Origin of the sequence: Sphingomonas sanguinis NBRC 13937 (assembly GCF_001591005.1) — a bacterium.
GTDB classification, from domain to species: Bacteria; Pseudomonadota; Alphaproteobacteria; order Sphingomonadales; family Sphingomonadaceae; genus Sphingomonas; species Sphingomonas sanguinis.
Genome location: NZ_BCTY01000023.1, coordinates 41,214 through 55,570, shown reverse-complemented (window position 1 = coordinate 55,570; position 14,357 = coordinate 41,214). Strand labels below are relative to the sequence as shown.

Sequence of the window (14,357 nt, the reverse complement as noted above, 5' to 3'; positions counted from 1 at the left end):
CCTCCCCCGCTGGGGGAGGAATGGGGGCGAATCTTCTGGCGCTGGCGGTGGAAGCGGCACGGGCGCGGGCGACGCTCGGAGAAATCTCCGCCGCGCTGGAGGATGTGTTCGGCCGCTATGGCACCCAGCCGACCCCGGTGTCGGGCATCTATGGCGGCGCTTACGGCGAGGACGAGCGCTGGGCCCGCCTGCTGCGAGGGGTCGAGGCGGTGGAGCGCCGCCTGGGCCGCAAGCCGCGGCTCTTCGTCGCCAAGATGGGCCAGGACGGCCATGACCGGGGCGCGAACCTCGTTTCCTCGATGTTCGGCGATCTGGGATTCAAGGTGGTGCCCGGCGCGCTCTTCCAGACGCCGGAGGAAGCCGCGCAACTGGCGCTGGCCCGCGACGTCGATGTGGTCGGCGCCTCCAGCCTGGCGGCCGGGCACAAGACGCTGATCCCCGAGCTGATCGGCCACCTCCGCGACGCAGGCCGTGCCGATATCAAGGTCATCGCGGGTGGCGTTATTCCCGCACAGGACTATCAGGCGCTCTATGATGCCGGGGTGCAGGCGATTTTCGGCCCCGGCACCAACCTTGTGAAGGCGGCCGAGGATGTGCTGAGGCTGCTGGGCCATAATATGCCGCCCGAGACGGGCGAATGACAGGATACGACGTGATGACGACGACCACCGCGCTCCGCCCCGAGGCAACGACCTTGCGCACCGACTGGACCCGCGCCGAGATCAGCGCGCTGTTCGACCTGCCCTTCACCGAGCTGCTGTTCCGGGCAGCGGAAGTGCACCGTGCGCATCATGCGGCGGATGAGGTGCAGTTGTGCACCTTGTGCTCGATCAAGACCGGCGGCTGTCCCGAGGATTGCGGTTATTGCTCGCAGAGCGCCTCGGCCGAAAGCGACGTGAAGGCCGAAAAGCTGATGGACGTGCAAGCGGTCCTCGCGGCGGCGGCCGAGGCCAAGGCGGCGGGCTCGCAGCGTTTCTGCATGGGCGCGGCGTGGCGCAGCCCGAAGGAGCGCGACATGGACAAGGTCGTCGCCATGGTCGAGGGCGTGAAGGCCATGGGGCTGGAAACCTGCATGACGCTGGGCATGCTCGATGCGCCCCAGGCGCAACGGCTGGCCGAGGCGGGCCTCGATTACTACAACCACAATATCGACACGAGCCCCGAAAACTACGCCAACGTCATCACCACGCGCTGTTTCGAGGACCGGCTAGAGACGCTGTCGAACGTGCGCGAGGCGGGGATTTCGGTCTGCTGCGGCGGCATCGTCGGCATGGGCGAGACGCGCGGCGACCGGGTTGGTTTCGTCCATGCGCTGGCCACCCTGCCGCGCCATCCCGAAAGCGTGCCGGTCAATGCGCTGGTCCCGGTCAAGGGCACGGTGCTGGGCGATATGCTCGCCGACACGCCGCTGGCGCGGATCGATGATATCGAGTTCGTCCGCACCGTCGCGGTCGCGCGCATCACCATGCCGATGAGCATGGTCCGCCTGTCGGCGGGCCGCGAGAGCATGTCGGCTGCCACCCAGGCGCTGTGCTTCCTGGCGGGCGCGAACTCGATCTTCACCGGCGACAAGCTGCTGACCGCGGGCAATGCGGGCGACGATGCCGATGCGGCGCTGTTCGCCAAGCTGGGCCTGAAGCCGATGGAAGGCGCCGAGCCGATGCGGGTCGCCGCGGAGTGACGCGTTTGCCACTCATCCTGACCACCCCGGCGAAGGCCGGGGTCCAGTTGCGGTAAGCCCTCGATGGCGCGACGCATGGGCCTCCCCCGAGGAGCGACGGTGCGCCATCGGCCAAAGGGAAACTGGACCCCGGCCTTCGCCGGGGTGGAGCTTCCCAAACGACAGACGACACGGACCAACGACATAAAAGGAGAGGTATCCCCGTGTTCCAGAAAATCCTGATCGCCAATCGCGGGGAAATCGCGTGCCGGGTGATCCGCACCGCCCGCGCGATGGGCATCGCCACCGTCGCGGTCTATTCGGACGCCGACGCCAGCGCCCCGCATGTCCGGCTGGCCGATGAAGCGGTGCGCCTCGGCCCCGCACCCGCCGCCGAAAGCTATCTGAAGGCCGAGCTGATCCTCGCCGCTGCTAAGGCGACCGGTGCCGACGCCATCCACCCCGGTTACGGCTTCCTGTCCGAGCGCGAGAGCTTCGCGGAGGCCTGCGCCGAGGCGGGCATCGCCTTTATCGGTCCGCCGCCGAACGCGATCGCCGCGATGGGTGACAAGATCGAATCGAAGAAGCTCGCCAAGGCTGCGGGCGTCAACGTCGTCCCCGGCTATCTGGGCGAGATCGCCGACACCGAGGAAGCGGTGCGTATCGCCACCGACATCGGCTTCCCGGTCATGATGAAGGCGTCGGCCGGTGGCGGCGGCAAGGGCATGCGGCTCGCCTGGTCCGAGGCGGACGTGCGCGAAGGCTTCGAGGCGACCAAGCGCGAAGGCCTCGCCAGCTTCGGCGACGACCGCGTCTTCATCGAGAAGTTCATCGAGAGCCCGCGCCATATCGAAATCCAGGTGCTGGGCGATCAACATGGCAACATCGTCTATCTCGGCGAGCGCGAATGTTCGGTCCAGCGCCGCCACCAGAAGGTGGTCGAGGAAGCCCCGTCGCCCTTCGTCACCCCCGAGATGCGCCGCGCCATGGGCGAGCAGGCGGTCGCGCTGGCGCGGGCGGTCGGCTATTATTCGGCGGGCACCGTCGAGCTGATCGTGTCGGGGGCGGATACCACCGGCCAAAGCTTCTACTTCCTCGAGATGAACACCCGGCTTCAGGTCGAGCATCCGGTGACGGAAGAGATCACCGGCCTCGATCTGGTCGAGCAGATGATCCGCGTCGCCGCCGGAGAGCCGCTGGCGTTCGGCCAGGACGATGTGACCCTGACCGGCTGGGCGATCGAAAACCGCGTCTATGCCGAGGACCCGTATCGCGGCTTCCTGCCCTCGACCGGGCGGCTGGTCCGCTACAACCCGCCCGCCGAGCATGCGGACGACGAAACGCGCGTCCGCGTCGACGACGGCGTGGCCGAGGGCGGCGAGGTCAGCATGTTTTACGACCCGATGATCGCCAAGCTGGTCACCTGGGCGCCGACCCGCGAAGCCGCGATCGACGCGCAGATCGCCGCGCTCGACGCGTTCGAGATCGTCGGGCCGGGGACCAATATCGACTTCGTGTCGGCGCTGATGCAGCATCCGCGCTTCCGGAGCGGAGCCCTGTCCACCGGCTTCATCGCCGAGGAATATCCCGAAGGCTTCCAGGGCGCGCCGGCGTCCGATGACCTGACCCAGACCCTCGCTGCCGTCGCCGCCTTCGCCGCCACGGCCGAGGCCGACCGCGCCCGCCGCATCGACGGCCAGCTCGGCCACCGCCTGCAACCGCCCGCCGACTGGATGGTGCGGATCGGCGGGCAGGACCATGTGGTCAACGTCTCGACCGACGGGATCAGCGTCGACGGCGCCGAGCTCGACCTCGCCATCGCCTATACGCCGGGAGACCGGATGATCGCGGTGGAGGACGAGAACGGCGAAACCCTCCACGTCCGCATCGCCAAGACCCGCACCGGCTTCAAGCTAACCACGCGCGGGGCCAGCCACTTGGTCCGCGTGCTCCCCGCCCGCGCCGCCCCTTACGCTCAGCACCTCATCGAAAAGGTGCCGCCCGACCTGTCGAAGTTCCTCATCGCACCGATGCCGGGCCTGCTCGTCCGCCTTGATGTTGCCGAGGGTGACCAGGTCGAGGCCGGACAGCCGCTGGCGGTGGTCGAGGCGATGAAGATGGAAAACATCCTGCGCGCCGCCAAGACGGGCACCGTCAAGACCATCTCCGCCAAAGCCGGCGACAGCCTCGCGGTGGATGCCGTTATCCTGGAACTAGAGTAAACCAATCCACCCCGGCGAAGGCCGGGGTCCAGTTGCTATGGGCTATCAAACGCGGGGCGCCGTTACCTCCCCCGCCACGACAATGCGCGCCACCCTATGCATGGAAACTGGACCCCGGCCTCCGCCGGGGTGGGGTCAGTGGCGAGCGAGCACCAAGATCCGTTCCGCCTCCGCCAGGTGCAGGCGTTCGACCATCTGGCCATCCAGCCGGATCGCGCCCAGCGCCGCTTGCTCGGGATCGGCGAAGGCCGCTACCACCCTCCGCGCCCAGGCGATCTCGTCCGCGTCCGGGCCGAACCCCGCATTTGCCGTGGCGATCTGGTTGGGATGGATCAGCGTCTTGCCGTCGAAGCCCAGACGCCGCCCCTCCGCACATTCCGCCGCCAGCCGTTCGGGGGCGTCGAGGGCGTTGCATACGCCGTCCAGCGCGATCAGCCCGGCGCTGCGGGCGGCGACGACGATCTGGACACGCAAGGGCAGCAACGCCTCGGGCGCAGGCGGCGAGGGCAGGCGCATCTCCTTCGCCAAGTCGTTCGTCCCGGCGATCAGGGCGGTCAGTCCCAACGCCGTGGCGGCCTGCGCGATCGCGCCCAGCGACAGGATGCCGCGACACGTCTCGATCATCGCCCAGAGCGGCACGTCGGGCCCTAGCGCCCCGCGTGCGGCGGCCAGAGTCGCCACATCATCGACCTTGGGGATCAGCACCGCCGCCGGACGGGTTTCCGCCAGCGCGGCGAGGTCGTCGGCGGCATGGGGGCTGTCGAACCCGTTCGTCCGCACGACCAGCACTCGCTCGCCAAAGCCTCCCTCGCGCAACGCCGTCACCGCCGCCTCGCGCGCCATGGCCTTGGCATCGGGGGCGACCGCATCCTCCAGGTCGAGGATCACCGCATCGCTGTCGAGCATACGCGCCTTGGCGATGGCGCGGGGGTTGGAGGCGGGGAGGAACAGGGCGCTGCGCAGGGTCATCGCGCGAGCATAGCGGGGTCACGCCTCTGGTAAAATGGCGGGGTCGCCCCATAATCGAAACCTCGAAGGGGGGATGATATGACCGCGACGCTGTTGCTGCTGGGGCTGACGATCACGCTTTACGTCTGGCCGGACCTGCCGGTCAGCCGCTGGCTGGCGGGCATGTTGGTCGAGGCCCCCGCGCGGCTGCTCGGCCGGGTGCGGCCGGGGCATATGGCGATGATGGCGCTGGGGATCGCGCTACTGGGCCTCGCCATCTGGTTCGAGATCGATGAGATTCGCATGCTCGCCCCGGCTGCCGGGGCAATGGGCGATCTGGTCATGCTCGCATCGGCGGTCGAATGGGGCGGTGTGGCCGAACTGGCCATGGCAGTTGTCCTGTCTTCCTCGCTGCTGGCGCGCTGGCCAGTTTTCGGTCGCTGGGCCGGGCGGATGTCCTCTAGTCGGACCGCTCACCCGCGCCGGGTGGAGCGACCCGCCAACGACAGCGACGATAGCGAGGGGCGGAGACTGGCCGCCTGATCCTTTGCGGGGGCGGAACGAAAGCGCCAGGCCGCCGTTCACCCGCCTGAATGTTCCGCGATCCGCGCCTCGCCAAAATTACAGCGCGTTTCGCGTGTCTTGGGCTGTGCGTGGTCATTGCCGCCTGTGAGCCCGGCATCCTGAACCCCGCCGGGCCGATCGCGGCGGGCGAGCGCAGCATCTTCTTCAACGCGCTGGTGGTGATGCTGGCCATCGTCGTGCCGGTCATCCTGCTCACCTTCGCCTTTGGCTGGTGGTTTCGAGCCGGCAACAGTCGCGCGAAGCATCTGCCCGAATGGGCCTATTCAGGGCGACTGGAATTGCTGGTCTGGTCGATCCCGGCGCTGGCGATCATGTTCCTGGGCGGCATCGCCTGGATCGGCAGCCATGATCTCGATCCGCCCAAGCCCATCGCGTCCAAGGCGAAGACGATGACCGTCGAGGTCGTCGCGACCGACTGGAAATGGCTGTTCCTCTATCCCGAACAGGGGATCGCGACGATCAACCGGCTGGTCGTGCCGGTCGGTACGCCGGTCAGGTTCCGCATCACCTCGGCAGGCGTGATGAACAGTTTCTTCGTGCCGCAACTGGGCAGCCAGATCTACGCCATGTCGGGCATGGACTCGACGCTTCACCTGCGCGCCGACAAGGCCGGGCGGTATCGCGGGCTGTCGGCGCATTATAGCGGGGAGGGCTTTGCGGATATGGACTTCTTCGTCGATGCGATGCCCCAGGCCGCCTTCGATCGCTTCGTCGCGACCGCGCGCGAAGGGCAGGGCAAGACGCTCGACTGGAACGAGTTCGTCGCGATGGCGCATCCCAGTCGCAACGTTCGTCCCGCCAGCTATCCCCGGCTCCAGCCCGGCCTTTACGACCAGATCGTCATGAAGAACGGCGCGCCCGAGGGTGAGACAGCCAAGGACGGGCGCGAGCAATGAGTTTCACCGGCAAGCTCGGCTGGGATTCGATCCCGTTCCACGAACCGCTGCCCCTGGTGTCGGCGGGCATCATCGGGCTGGTCCTGCTGGGCGTCTTCGTCTGGGTGTGGCGGCGCGGGCACCTGCCGTACATCTGGAGCGAATGGATCACGAGCGTCGACCATAAGCGGATCGGTGTCATGTACTGCCTGCTGGCAGGCGTCATGCTGCTGCGCGGGTTTTCCGATGCGTTGCTGATGCGGTCGCAACAGGCGATTGCGTACGGCAATGAAGGCTATCTGCCGCCCGATCATTACGACCAGATATTCTCGGCGCATGGCACGATCATGATCTTCTTCGTGGCGATGCCGTTCATGATCGGGCTAATGAACTTCGTCGTGCCGCTCCAACTCGGCGTGCGCGACGTGGCGTTTCCGACGCTCAACTCGGTCAGCTTCTGGCTGACCGCCAGCGGCGCGCTGCTCATCAATATGAGCCTGGTCATCGGCGAGTTCGCCAAGACCGGCTGGCTGGTCTATCCGCCGCTGTCGGAGCTGAGATTCTCGCCCGGCGTTGGTGTCGATTATTATCTCTGGGCGCTTCAGATATCGGGGATGGGGACGCTGCTGTCCGGCGTGAACCTCGTCACCACCATCCTGAAGATGCGCGCGCCGGGCATGGGCTATAGCCGGATGCCGATGTTCACCTGGACGTCGCTGGCCTCCAACCTGCTGATCGTCGCGGCCTTTCCGGTGCTGACCGCCGTGCTCGGCATGCTGATCCTCGACCGTTATCTCGGCTTCCACTTCTTCACGCCGGAAGCGGGCGGCAATCAGATGATGTTCGTCAACCTCATCTGGGCCTGGGGCCACCCGGAAGTCTACATCCTCATCCTGCCCGCCTTCGGGGTGTTTTCCGAGATCATCTCGACCTTCTCGTCCAAACCCTTGTTTGGCTATCGCTCGATGGTCATCGCGACCATGGTGATCTGCATCCTGTCCTTCATGGTTTGGCTGCACCATTTCTTCACCATGGGGGCAGGGGCCGATGTGAACGGTTTCTTCGGCATCACGACGATGATCATCGCCGTACCGACGGGGGTGAAGGTCTTCAACTGGCTGTTCACCATGTATGGTGGGCGTATCCGCTATACGTCGATGATGCTGTGGTCGATCGGGTTCATCGTGACCTTCGTGATCGGCGGCATGACCGGCGTGATGCTGGCGGTGCCCCCGGCCGATTTCGTGCTGCACAACTCGCTGTTCCTGGTCGCGCATTTCCACAACGTCATCATCGGCGGCGTGCTGTTCGGCGCGTTTGCGGGGTTCACTTTCTGGTTTCCCAAGATGTTCGGCTTCACGCTGGACGAGACCTGGGGCAAGCGCGCCTTCTGGCTGTGGATCAGCGGCTTCTACGTCGCCTTCATGCCGCTCTATGTGCTCGGCCTGATGGGCATGACGCGGCGGATGCAGCATTATGACGTGCCGGGCTGGGATCCCTGGCTGCTGGTCGCGGGCGTCGGTGCGCTGCTGATCGCGGCTGGCATCGCGTGCCAGGTCATGATGCTTTACGTCTCGATCAAGACGCGGAAAGATCGGATCGACGAGAGTGGCGATCCCTGGGACGGGCGCACGTTGGAGTGGATCACCACTTCGCCGCCGCCCGCCTTCAACTTCGCGGTGCTGCCCGATGTGAAGGGCGAGGAAGCCTATTGGGGCATCAAGGCGAAGGCACGCGAGAACCGCGCTCTGTCCGATCGCCCTGATTACGAACCGATCGAGATGCCGCGTAATTCGCCGACCGGGATCGTCGCGGCCTTCTTTGCCACGGCCATGGGCTTTGCGCTGATCTGGCATATCTGGTGGCTGGTGATCCTGGGGTTCTTCGGCGCCTGGGGGACGTTCATCGTCTTCGCCTGGCGCGACAAAGCGGAGTATGAAATCCCGGTCGAGCAAGTCGAACGGCTGGATCAGGCGCGGCGGCGCAGCAAGGCGACCCTGCTCGACCTGCCGCAAGAGGCGCTGTCATGAGCCAGACCGCCCAGGCGCATGATCCCAACAAGCTGGGCCGCACCGCCGAGCCGAACCCGGACGGCCCCGCGCCCAAGCGGGTGGTGGTGTCCTATGGCTTCTGGATCTTCCTGCTGTCGGACTTCATCCTGTTCGCCTGCTTCTTCGCCGGATATGCGGTGTTGAAGGATGCGACGGCGGGTGGTCCCTCGGGCAAGGACCTGTTCGAGCTGAAGCTGGTCGAAACGGAGACGGTGCTGCTGCTCCTGTCCAGCTTCGCCTGCGGGCTGGCGGGGATTGCCACGCTGGCACGCGACATGCGCTGGTTCCAGATCGCAATGGCGGCGACCGGGCTGCTCGGCGCGGGCTTCCTGGCGCTGGAGACCTATGAGTTCCTGCACCTGATCGGCGAGGGGGCAGGGCCGGGGCGCAGCGCGTTCTTGTCGGCGTTTTTCGCGCTGGTCGGGTGCCATGGGCTGCACGTCCTGCTGGGGATGCTGTGGCTGACGACGATGATGGCGCAGGCCTGGGCCAAGGGGTTTCGCGAGGATATCCTGCGTCGCATCCTGTGCTTCAGCCTGTTCTGGCACGCGCTCGACATCATCTGGGTGGCGCTGTTCACCATGGTTTACCTGATGGGAGTGCGCGGATGAGCGAGCGGCCCGACGAGGAAATGGCCCGCGACGAAACCGCGCCGGGCGTGGAGAGCGAGAAGGACTCGGTCGTCGGTGGCATCCGCAGCTATGCGATCGGGCTGGTCGCCGCCGCGATCCTGACGGCGGCATCCTTTGCGCTGGTGCAGTTCGATATCGTCTGGGGCCCCGCCGTCCCCGCCGCGCTGGTCGCGCTGGCGATCGGGCAGATGGGGGTGCATCTGGTGTTCTTCCTCCACATCACCACCGGGCCGGACAACAGCAACAATGTGCTGGCGCTGCTGTTCGGCATCCTGATCGTGGCGCTGGTGCTGCTGGGCTCGATCTGGATCATGGGGCATCTGAACCACAATCTGATGGGGCCGATGGCGACGCCTTAGCTTTCCAGCATCGTGCCCCGGATACCGGATACACCCCGTGCGCGGTCGAAGCGTAGGATCAGGTTTTCGTTGCCGACAGGGATGTACAGGGCAAAGCCGTTGCTTCCGTCCCAATCCTCGGGTGTCATCGGAGCGCCGGACAGGTTCCGCCACTCGGCCCCGGCCAGCCAGTCGGTCCACTCGATCGGTGTGGCGCGACGAAAGGCGCTGAGCCCTGCAACGAAACCCTCCAGCGCTTCGTCGCGGGTTTCCCAGTCGAGCCACGTCGTCTCGTTGTCCTGCGCATAGCCGTTATTGTTGCCGTTCTGGCTGCGGCCGAACTCGTCGCCTGCGGTCAGCATCGGGGTGCCCCGCGACAGGAACACTGTGGCGAGCATCGCGCGGGCCGAGCGAGTGCGGGCGGCACGGATGGCGGGATCGTCGGTCGGGCCTTCCTGCCCATGGTTCCACGACACCTCGTCACCATGGCCGTCGCGATTGTCTTCGCCATTGGCGTGGTTGTGCCGCCCGGCATAGGCGACCAGATCGGCGAGGGTGAAGCCGTCATGTGCCGCAACGAAATTAACCGAGCGGCTGGCGGCGCTGGCAAAGACATCCGCCGAGCCGGCGATCCGTGTCGCCAGATCGCCGCTGCGTCCGTCGCCGCGCCAGAAGCGGCGGACCTGATCACGATATTTGTCGTTCCACTCCAGCCAATGCTCGGGAAAGTGGCCAAGCTGATAGCCGCCGGGGCCGATGTCCCACGGCTCGGCGATCATGATGCGGGTCGACAGGATCGGATCGGCGGCGATCTCGGCAAAGATGGGCGCGCGGGCGTCGAAGCCTGGTCCGCGCGCCAGCACCGGCGCCAGGTCGAAGCGGAAGCCGTCCACGCCCGCCCGCGCGAAATGGCGCAAGCTGTCGAGGATCATCGCACGGACGCCAGGGCGGCTGGCGTCGAGCGTGTTGCCGGTGCCCGCATCGTTGATGAGCGTGCCGTTCGTCGTCCGCGCATAGGCATCCGGGTCTAGCCCGCGAAAGGACAGGGTGCCGCCATGGACGTCACTTTCGCCCATATGGTTGAACACGAGGTCGAGGATGACGCCGATCCCGGCCTGCCGCAGCGTAGCGACAGTTGCGACCAGTTCTGCGATGCCGCCTGGCACCCGCTCCGGGCAGAGCGCCATCGGCACGACCGGGTTGTAACCCCAGGCATTGCGCAGGCCGAGCGGTGGCAGATGCCGCTCGTCGATCGCGGCGGTGATGGGCATGACTTCGACTGCCGCCACGCCCAGCTTGCTCAGGTGATCCAGCACGGCGGGATGGGCGAGCGCCGCCAAGGTGCCGCGCTGTTCGGGTGGAATGGCGGGGTGGCGCATGGTGAAACCGCGCACATTGAGTTCGTAGATCAGGCCGCCCGGCCGAAACAACGGCGGGGCGGGGGTGGCGGTCAGTGGCGCGACGACATGGGCACGGGGTATGATGTCGGCAGTGTCTTCGCCATAGGCCGCCAGACGCGGTGACTGGATAAAGGGACGGTCGAGTTCGAGCGCGTAAGGATCGACCAGCAGCTTGGCAGGGTCGAACCACAGGTTGCGGGCCGGGTCGTATTCCCCGTGCGCGCGGTAGCCATAGAGATAGTTCGTGCCGGGGGCCGTGGCGCTCCACACATCGCCGTCGCGGGTCATGGCGATGCGGCGTTCGTCTGCGCCGTCGAACAGGCAAAGCTCTACCCGATCGGCAGTGGAGCGTACGGTGAAACTGGTGCTGCCGGGAGCGGGCGTTGCGCCGAGGGAATAGGGCTGATTCGTCATGGCGACGCGACCTTACCCATCATGACCACCCCGGCGAAGGCCGGGGTCCAGTTGGGCCAGCCTATCGAGACTTCCACCAGCTTGGTGGCATCTGGACCCCGGCCTGCGCCGGGGTGGAAGGGGGGAGGGCGATAGTCTCTCCCCCAAGGGCGATCAGGTCACCACATCGGGTTCGGTGCGGCCGGTATGCTGGGTGATTCCGGCGATCTCGTCGGCCGCCGCGATGATGTCCGCCAGCATATCCGGCGTCTCGCGATCGAGCTGATCGGCGGAATAACGCTCCAGATAGACGCGCAGGGTCGCGCCGCTGGTGCCGGTGCCCGACAGGCGGAACACGACGCGACTGCCGCCCACGAACAACACGCGGATGCCCTGGTTGCGGCTGACCGACTGGTCGGTGGGGTCGGTATAGGCGAAGTCGTCCGCCGTCTCGACCGTCAGACCCGCGAACGTCTCGCCGGGCAGGGTGGCCAGCTTGGCACGCAGGTCGGCCATCAGCGCATCAGCACGCACGCTCTCGACGCCCTCATAGTCGTGGCGTGCATAATAGTTGCGGCCATAGGTCGCCCAGTGATCGCGGGCGATCTGGTCGACCGACTTGCCCGAGGCGGCAAGGATGTTGAGCCAGAGCAGCACCGCCCACAGCCCGTCCTTCTCGCGCACATGGTCCGAACCCGTGCCCGCGCTTTCTTCGCCGCAGATCGTCGCCATGCCTGCATCGAGCAGGTTGCCGAAGAATTTCCAGCCGGTCGGCGTCTCATAGGCCGGGATGCCCAGCTTCTCGGCCACGCGGTCGGCAGCGGCGCTGGTCGGCATCGAGCGGGCGATACCCTTCAGGCCACCGGCATAGGCCGGGGCCAGATGCGCGTTCGCCGCCAGCATCGCCAGGCTGTCCGATGGCGTGATGAAGCGGCCGCGACCGATGATCAGGTTGCGGTCGCCGTCGCCATCCGACGCCGCGCCGAAATCGGGGGCGTCGGGGGCCATCATCCGGTCGTAGAGTTCCTTGGCATGGACCAGATTGGGGTCGGGGTGATGCCCGCCGAAATCGGGGAGCGGAGTGCCGTTCTTCACGGTGCCAGGCGCGAAGCCCAGCCGCTTTTCCAGAATCTCAGTCGCGTAGGGCCCCGTCACCGCGCTCATCGCGTCGAACGACATGGTGAAACCGCCCTCAACTGCGCGCTTGATCGCGGCGAAGTCGAACAGGCTTTCCATCAGCGCGGCATAGTCGGCGACCGAGTCGATCACCTCGACCGTCATGCCGCCGACCGTCACCTCGCCCAGCGTGTCCAGGTCGATGTCATCGGCCTCGACGGTCAGCCAGCGGCTGATCGACTTGGTGTTGGCATGGATCGCGTCGGTCACCTTTTCCGGCGCGGGGCCGCCGTTCGCAATGTTGTACTTGATGCCGAAGTCTTCGTCCGGCCCGCCCGGATTGTGGCTGGCCGACAGGACCAGACCGCCCAGCGCCTTGCGCTGGCGGATCACGTTGCTGGCCGCCGGGGTCGACAGGATGCCGCCCTGGCCGACCACGACGCGGGCAAAGCCGTTCGCCGCCGCCATGCGGATCGCCACCTGAATCACCTCGCGGTTCAGGAAGCGACCGTCACCGCCGATCACCAGCGTCTGGCCAGTCTTTTCATCGCCCAGCGCGTCGAACGTCGACTGGATGAAGTTCTCGGCATAGTTGGGCTGCTGAAAGACGCGGACCTTCTTGCGCAGGCCCGAGGTGCCGGGCTTCTGGTCGAGATAAGGCTCGGTCGCGACGGTCTTGATCATGGGTTCCCCAGCACGGATCGATAGAGTTCGGCATAGTGGCGGCCGCTATGGTGCCAGCTATAGTCGGCGTTCATGCCATTGACCTGAATGGTACGCCATTGGTCTTGGTCGGCATAGAGTCTCATAGTGCGACGCAGCACGGCGACGATATTGTCCGCGGTGACAGTATCGAACTGGAGCCCGGTCGCGACGCCCATGGCCAGCGCGGCCTCATTGGCGTCGATGATCGTATCGGCCAGCCCGCCGGTGCGCGCGACCACGGGAACGCAGCCATAGGCGAGCGCATAAAGCTGGGTCAGCCCGCACGGCTCGAATCGCGAAGGGATGACGATCGCATCGCAGCCACCCTGGAGCAGGTGCGAGACCGGCTCGTCATAGCCGATGCGCACGGCGACGCGGCCGGGATGGCGAAGGGCGGCGGTGGCGAAGGCGATCTCCAGCGCCGGGTCGCCGGTGCCCAGCACGACCAGCCGTCCGCCCAGCGCCACCAGATCGTCGATCACCTCGACCAACACGTCCATGCCCTTTTGCCAGGTCAGGCGGCTGATGACGGTGAAGATCGGGCTGTCATCCTCGTCCAGCCCGAACGCCTGCTCGACTGCACGCTTGTTGGCGATACGGTTGTTCAGCGTGTCGACGGTGAAGGGGGCGGGCAGGGCGGGGTCGGCCTTTGGGCTCCAGATGGCGGGGTCGATACCGTTGACGATGCCGCTGACGCATTCGGCGCGCTGGGCGATCAGGCCCTCCAGCCCCATGCCATACTGAACCCGGTGGATTTCCTCGGCGTAAGTGGGGCTGACCGTGGTGATCGCATCCGCCGTCCGCAGGCCCGCCTTCAGATAGCCGATCTGGCCATAATATTCGACGCCGTCGACGCTCCACGCCTCGGGGGGCAGGCCCAGATCGGGGAAGTGATGCGCCGCGAACGAACCCTGAAACGCGATATTGTGGATGGTGACGATGCTCTTTGCCACAGGCCCAGGCCCCGGCGCGTAATGGAGGAAGGCGGGGGCGAGCGCCGCCTGCCAGTCATGCGCGTGGAGCAGGTCGAAATCATAACCCGGCACCGCGCCCGAGGCGAGATCGGCCCCGGCGCGCGCCAGTACCGCGAAGCGCCGCCAATTGTCGGGCCAGTCGTTGCCGGCGGTATCGACATAGGGAAGCCCGTCGCGCTCCCAAAGCTGCGGCGCGTCGATCACCAGCAGGCGGTGCGTGCCGATCATCGCCTCGCGAAGCCACGCCTCGGTGCCGATGATATGCGGGAAGTGATGGACGCGCGGCGCATCCTCGCCGATCGCGCGCATCACCTTGGGGAAACCGGGGATCAGCGTGGTCACGGCGATGTCGTGTGGCGCCAGCGCCTCGGGCAGCGCGCCGACCACATCGGCGAGGCCGCCGGTCTTGATGAGCGGGAACGCCTCCGAGGCGACCGACAGGACGGAAAGGGTCATGG

General features: G+C 66.5%; 12 protein-coding genes. 8 read left to right on the top strand and 4 right to left on the bottom strand.

The window, feature by feature from the left end; genetic code table 11:
* The 3 genes from SSA01S_RS11065 to SSA01S_RS11055 form a co-directional block, all read left to right on the top strand.
* On the top strand, positions 1–641 hold a 641-nt coding region (locus tag SSA01S_RS11065), incomplete at its 5' end, for a cobalamin-dependent protein (RefSeq protein WP_174521624.1).
* A 14-nt stretch (positions 642–655) separates the two neighbouring features.
* Positions 656–1,681 carry a biotin synthase BioB gene (gene bioB / locus SSA01S_RS11060; RefSeq protein WP_061780405.1) on the top strand — a complete coding sequence of 342 codons (1,026 nt, stop codon included), beginning with the start codon at positions 656–658 and terminating at the stop codon, positions 1,679–1,681.
* Between the two features lie 203 nt (positions 1,682–1,884).
* On the top strand, positions 1,885–3,882 hold the full coding sequence (locus SSA01S_RS11055) for an acetyl-CoA carboxylase biotin carboxylase subunit (RefSeq protein ID WP_061780404.1): 1,998 nt from the start codon (positions 1,885–1,887) through the stop codon (positions 3,880–3,882).
* A gap of 135 nt (positions 3,883–4,017) precedes the next feature.
* Here the strand turns inward: SSA01S_RS11055 and SSA01S_RS11050 are convergent, their stop codons facing one another.
* Positions 4,018–4,851 (bottom strand): HpcH/HpaI aldolase/citrate lyase family protein, encoded by an 834-nt coding sequence (locus tag SSA01S_RS11050; protein WP_061780403.1) that lies wholly within the window; start codon positions 4,849–4,851, stop codon positions 4,018–4,020.
* 78 nt (positions 4,852–4,929) lie between these two features.
* On the opposite strand from SSA01S_RS11050, the gene SSA01S_RS11045 reads away from it, so the two are divergent.
* Genes SSA01S_RS11045 through cyoD form a run of 5 tightly spaced genes read left to right on the top strand, consistent with a single transcriptional unit; the run spans position 4,930 to position 9,332 of the window.
* Positions 4,930–5,373 carry a hypothetical protein gene (locus SSA01S_RS11045; protein ID WP_061780402.1) on the top strand — a complete coding sequence of 148 codons (444 nt, stop codon included), beginning with the start codon at positions 4,930–4,932 and terminating at the stop codon, positions 5,371–5,373.
* A gap of 50 nt (positions 5,374–5,423) precedes the next feature.
* On the top strand, positions 5,424–6,311 hold the full coding sequence (gene cyoA / locus SSA01S_RS11040; protein WP_061780401.1) for a ubiquinol oxidase subunit II: 888 nt from the start codon (positions 5,424–5,426) through the stop codon (positions 6,309–6,311).
* Positions 6,308–8,320 carry a cytochrome o ubiquinol oxidase subunit I gene (cyoB, locus tag SSA01S_RS11035; RefSeq protein ID WP_061780400.1) on the top strand — a complete coding sequence of 671 codons (2,013 nt, stop codon included), beginning with the start codon at positions 6,308–6,310 and terminating at the stop codon, positions 8,318–8,320. The genes cyoA and cyoB overlap by 4 nt, the downstream gene beginning before the upstream one ends.
* Positions 8,317–8,952 carry a cytochrome (ubi)quinol oxidase subunit III gene (locus SSA01S_RS11030; protein ID WP_061780399.1) on the top strand — a complete coding sequence of 212 codons (636 nt, stop codon included), beginning with the start codon at positions 8,317–8,319 and terminating at the stop codon, positions 8,950–8,952. The genes cyoB and SSA01S_RS11030 overlap by 4 nt, the downstream gene beginning before the upstream one ends.
* Positions 8,949–9,332, top strand: a complete 384-nt coding sequence (gene cyoD, locus SSA01S_RS11025) for a cytochrome o ubiquinol oxidase subunit IV (RefSeq protein ID WP_056436502.1) — start codon at positions 8,949–8,951, stop codon at positions 9,330–9,332. Before SSA01S_RS11030 ends, cyoD begins: the two co-directional genes overlap by 4 nt.
* Here the strand turns inward: cyoD and glgX are convergent.
* The 3 genes from glgX to glgA all read right to left on the bottom strand — a co-directional run bounded on the left by glgX (position 9,329) and on the right by glgA (position 14,355).
* Positions 9,329–11,125, bottom strand: coding sequence for a glycogen debranching protein GlgX (glgX, locus tag SSA01S_RS11020; protein WP_061780398.1), 1,797 nt, complete (start codon positions 11,123–11,125; stop codon positions 9,329–9,331). The two genes, cyoD and glgX, sit on opposite strands and share 4 nt — an antisense overlap.
* A 153-nt stretch (positions 11,126–11,278) precedes the next feature.
* Complete coding sequence (locus SSA01S_RS11015; protein WP_061780397.1) at positions 11,279–12,904, bottom strand: alpha-D-glucose phosphate-specific phosphoglucomutase; 1,626 nt, start codon at positions 12,902–12,904, stop codon at positions 11,279–11,281.
* Positions 12,901–14,355 (bottom strand): glycogen synthase GlgA, encoded by a 1,455-nt coding sequence (gene glgA / locus SSA01S_RS11010; RefSeq protein WP_061780396.1) that lies wholly within the window; start codon positions 14,353–14,355, stop codon positions 12,901–12,903. Before glgA ends, SSA01S_RS11015 begins: the two co-directional genes overlap by 4 nt.
* Positions 14,356–14,357 lie beyond the last annotated feature (2 nt).

Coding starts and splice junctions, on each gene's coding strand:
- bioB (WP_061780405.1), top strand. CDS start 656: ATGACGACGACCACCGCGCTCCGCCCCGAGGCAACGACCTTGCGCACC.
- SSA01S_RS11050 (WP_061780403.1), bottom strand. CDS start 4,851: ATGACCCTGCGCAGCGCCCTGTTCCTCCCCGCCTCCAACCCCCGCGCC.
- SSA01S_RS11045 (WP_061780402.1), top strand. CDS start 4,930: ATGACCGCGACGCTGTTGCTGCTGGGGCTGACGATCACGCTTTACGTC.
- cyoA (WP_061780401.1), top strand. CDS start 5,424: ATGTTCCGCGATCCGCGCCTCGCCAAAATTACAGCGCGTTTCGCGTGT.
- cyoB (WP_061780400.1), top strand. CDS start 6,308: ATGAGTTTCACCGGCAAGCTCGGCTGGGATTCGATCCCGTTCCACGAA.
- SSA01S_RS11030 (WP_061780399.1), top strand. CDS start 8,317: ATGAGCCAGACCGCCCAGGCGCATGATCCCAACAAGCTGGGCCGCACC.
- cyoD (WP_056436502.1), top strand. CDS start 8,949: ATGAGCGAGCGGCCCGACGAGGAAATGGCCCGCGACGAAACCGCGCCG.
- glgX (WP_061780398.1), bottom strand. CDS start 11,125: ATGACGAATCAGCCCTATTCCCTCGGCGCAACGCCCGCTCCCGGCAGC.
- SSA01S_RS11015 (WP_061780397.1), bottom strand. CDS start 12,904: ATGATCAAGACCGTCGCGACCGAGCCTTATCTCGACCAGAAGCCCGGC.
- glgA (WP_061780396.1), bottom strand. CDS start 14,355: ATGACCCTTTCCGTCCTGTCGGTCGCCTCGGAGGCGTTCCCGCTCATC.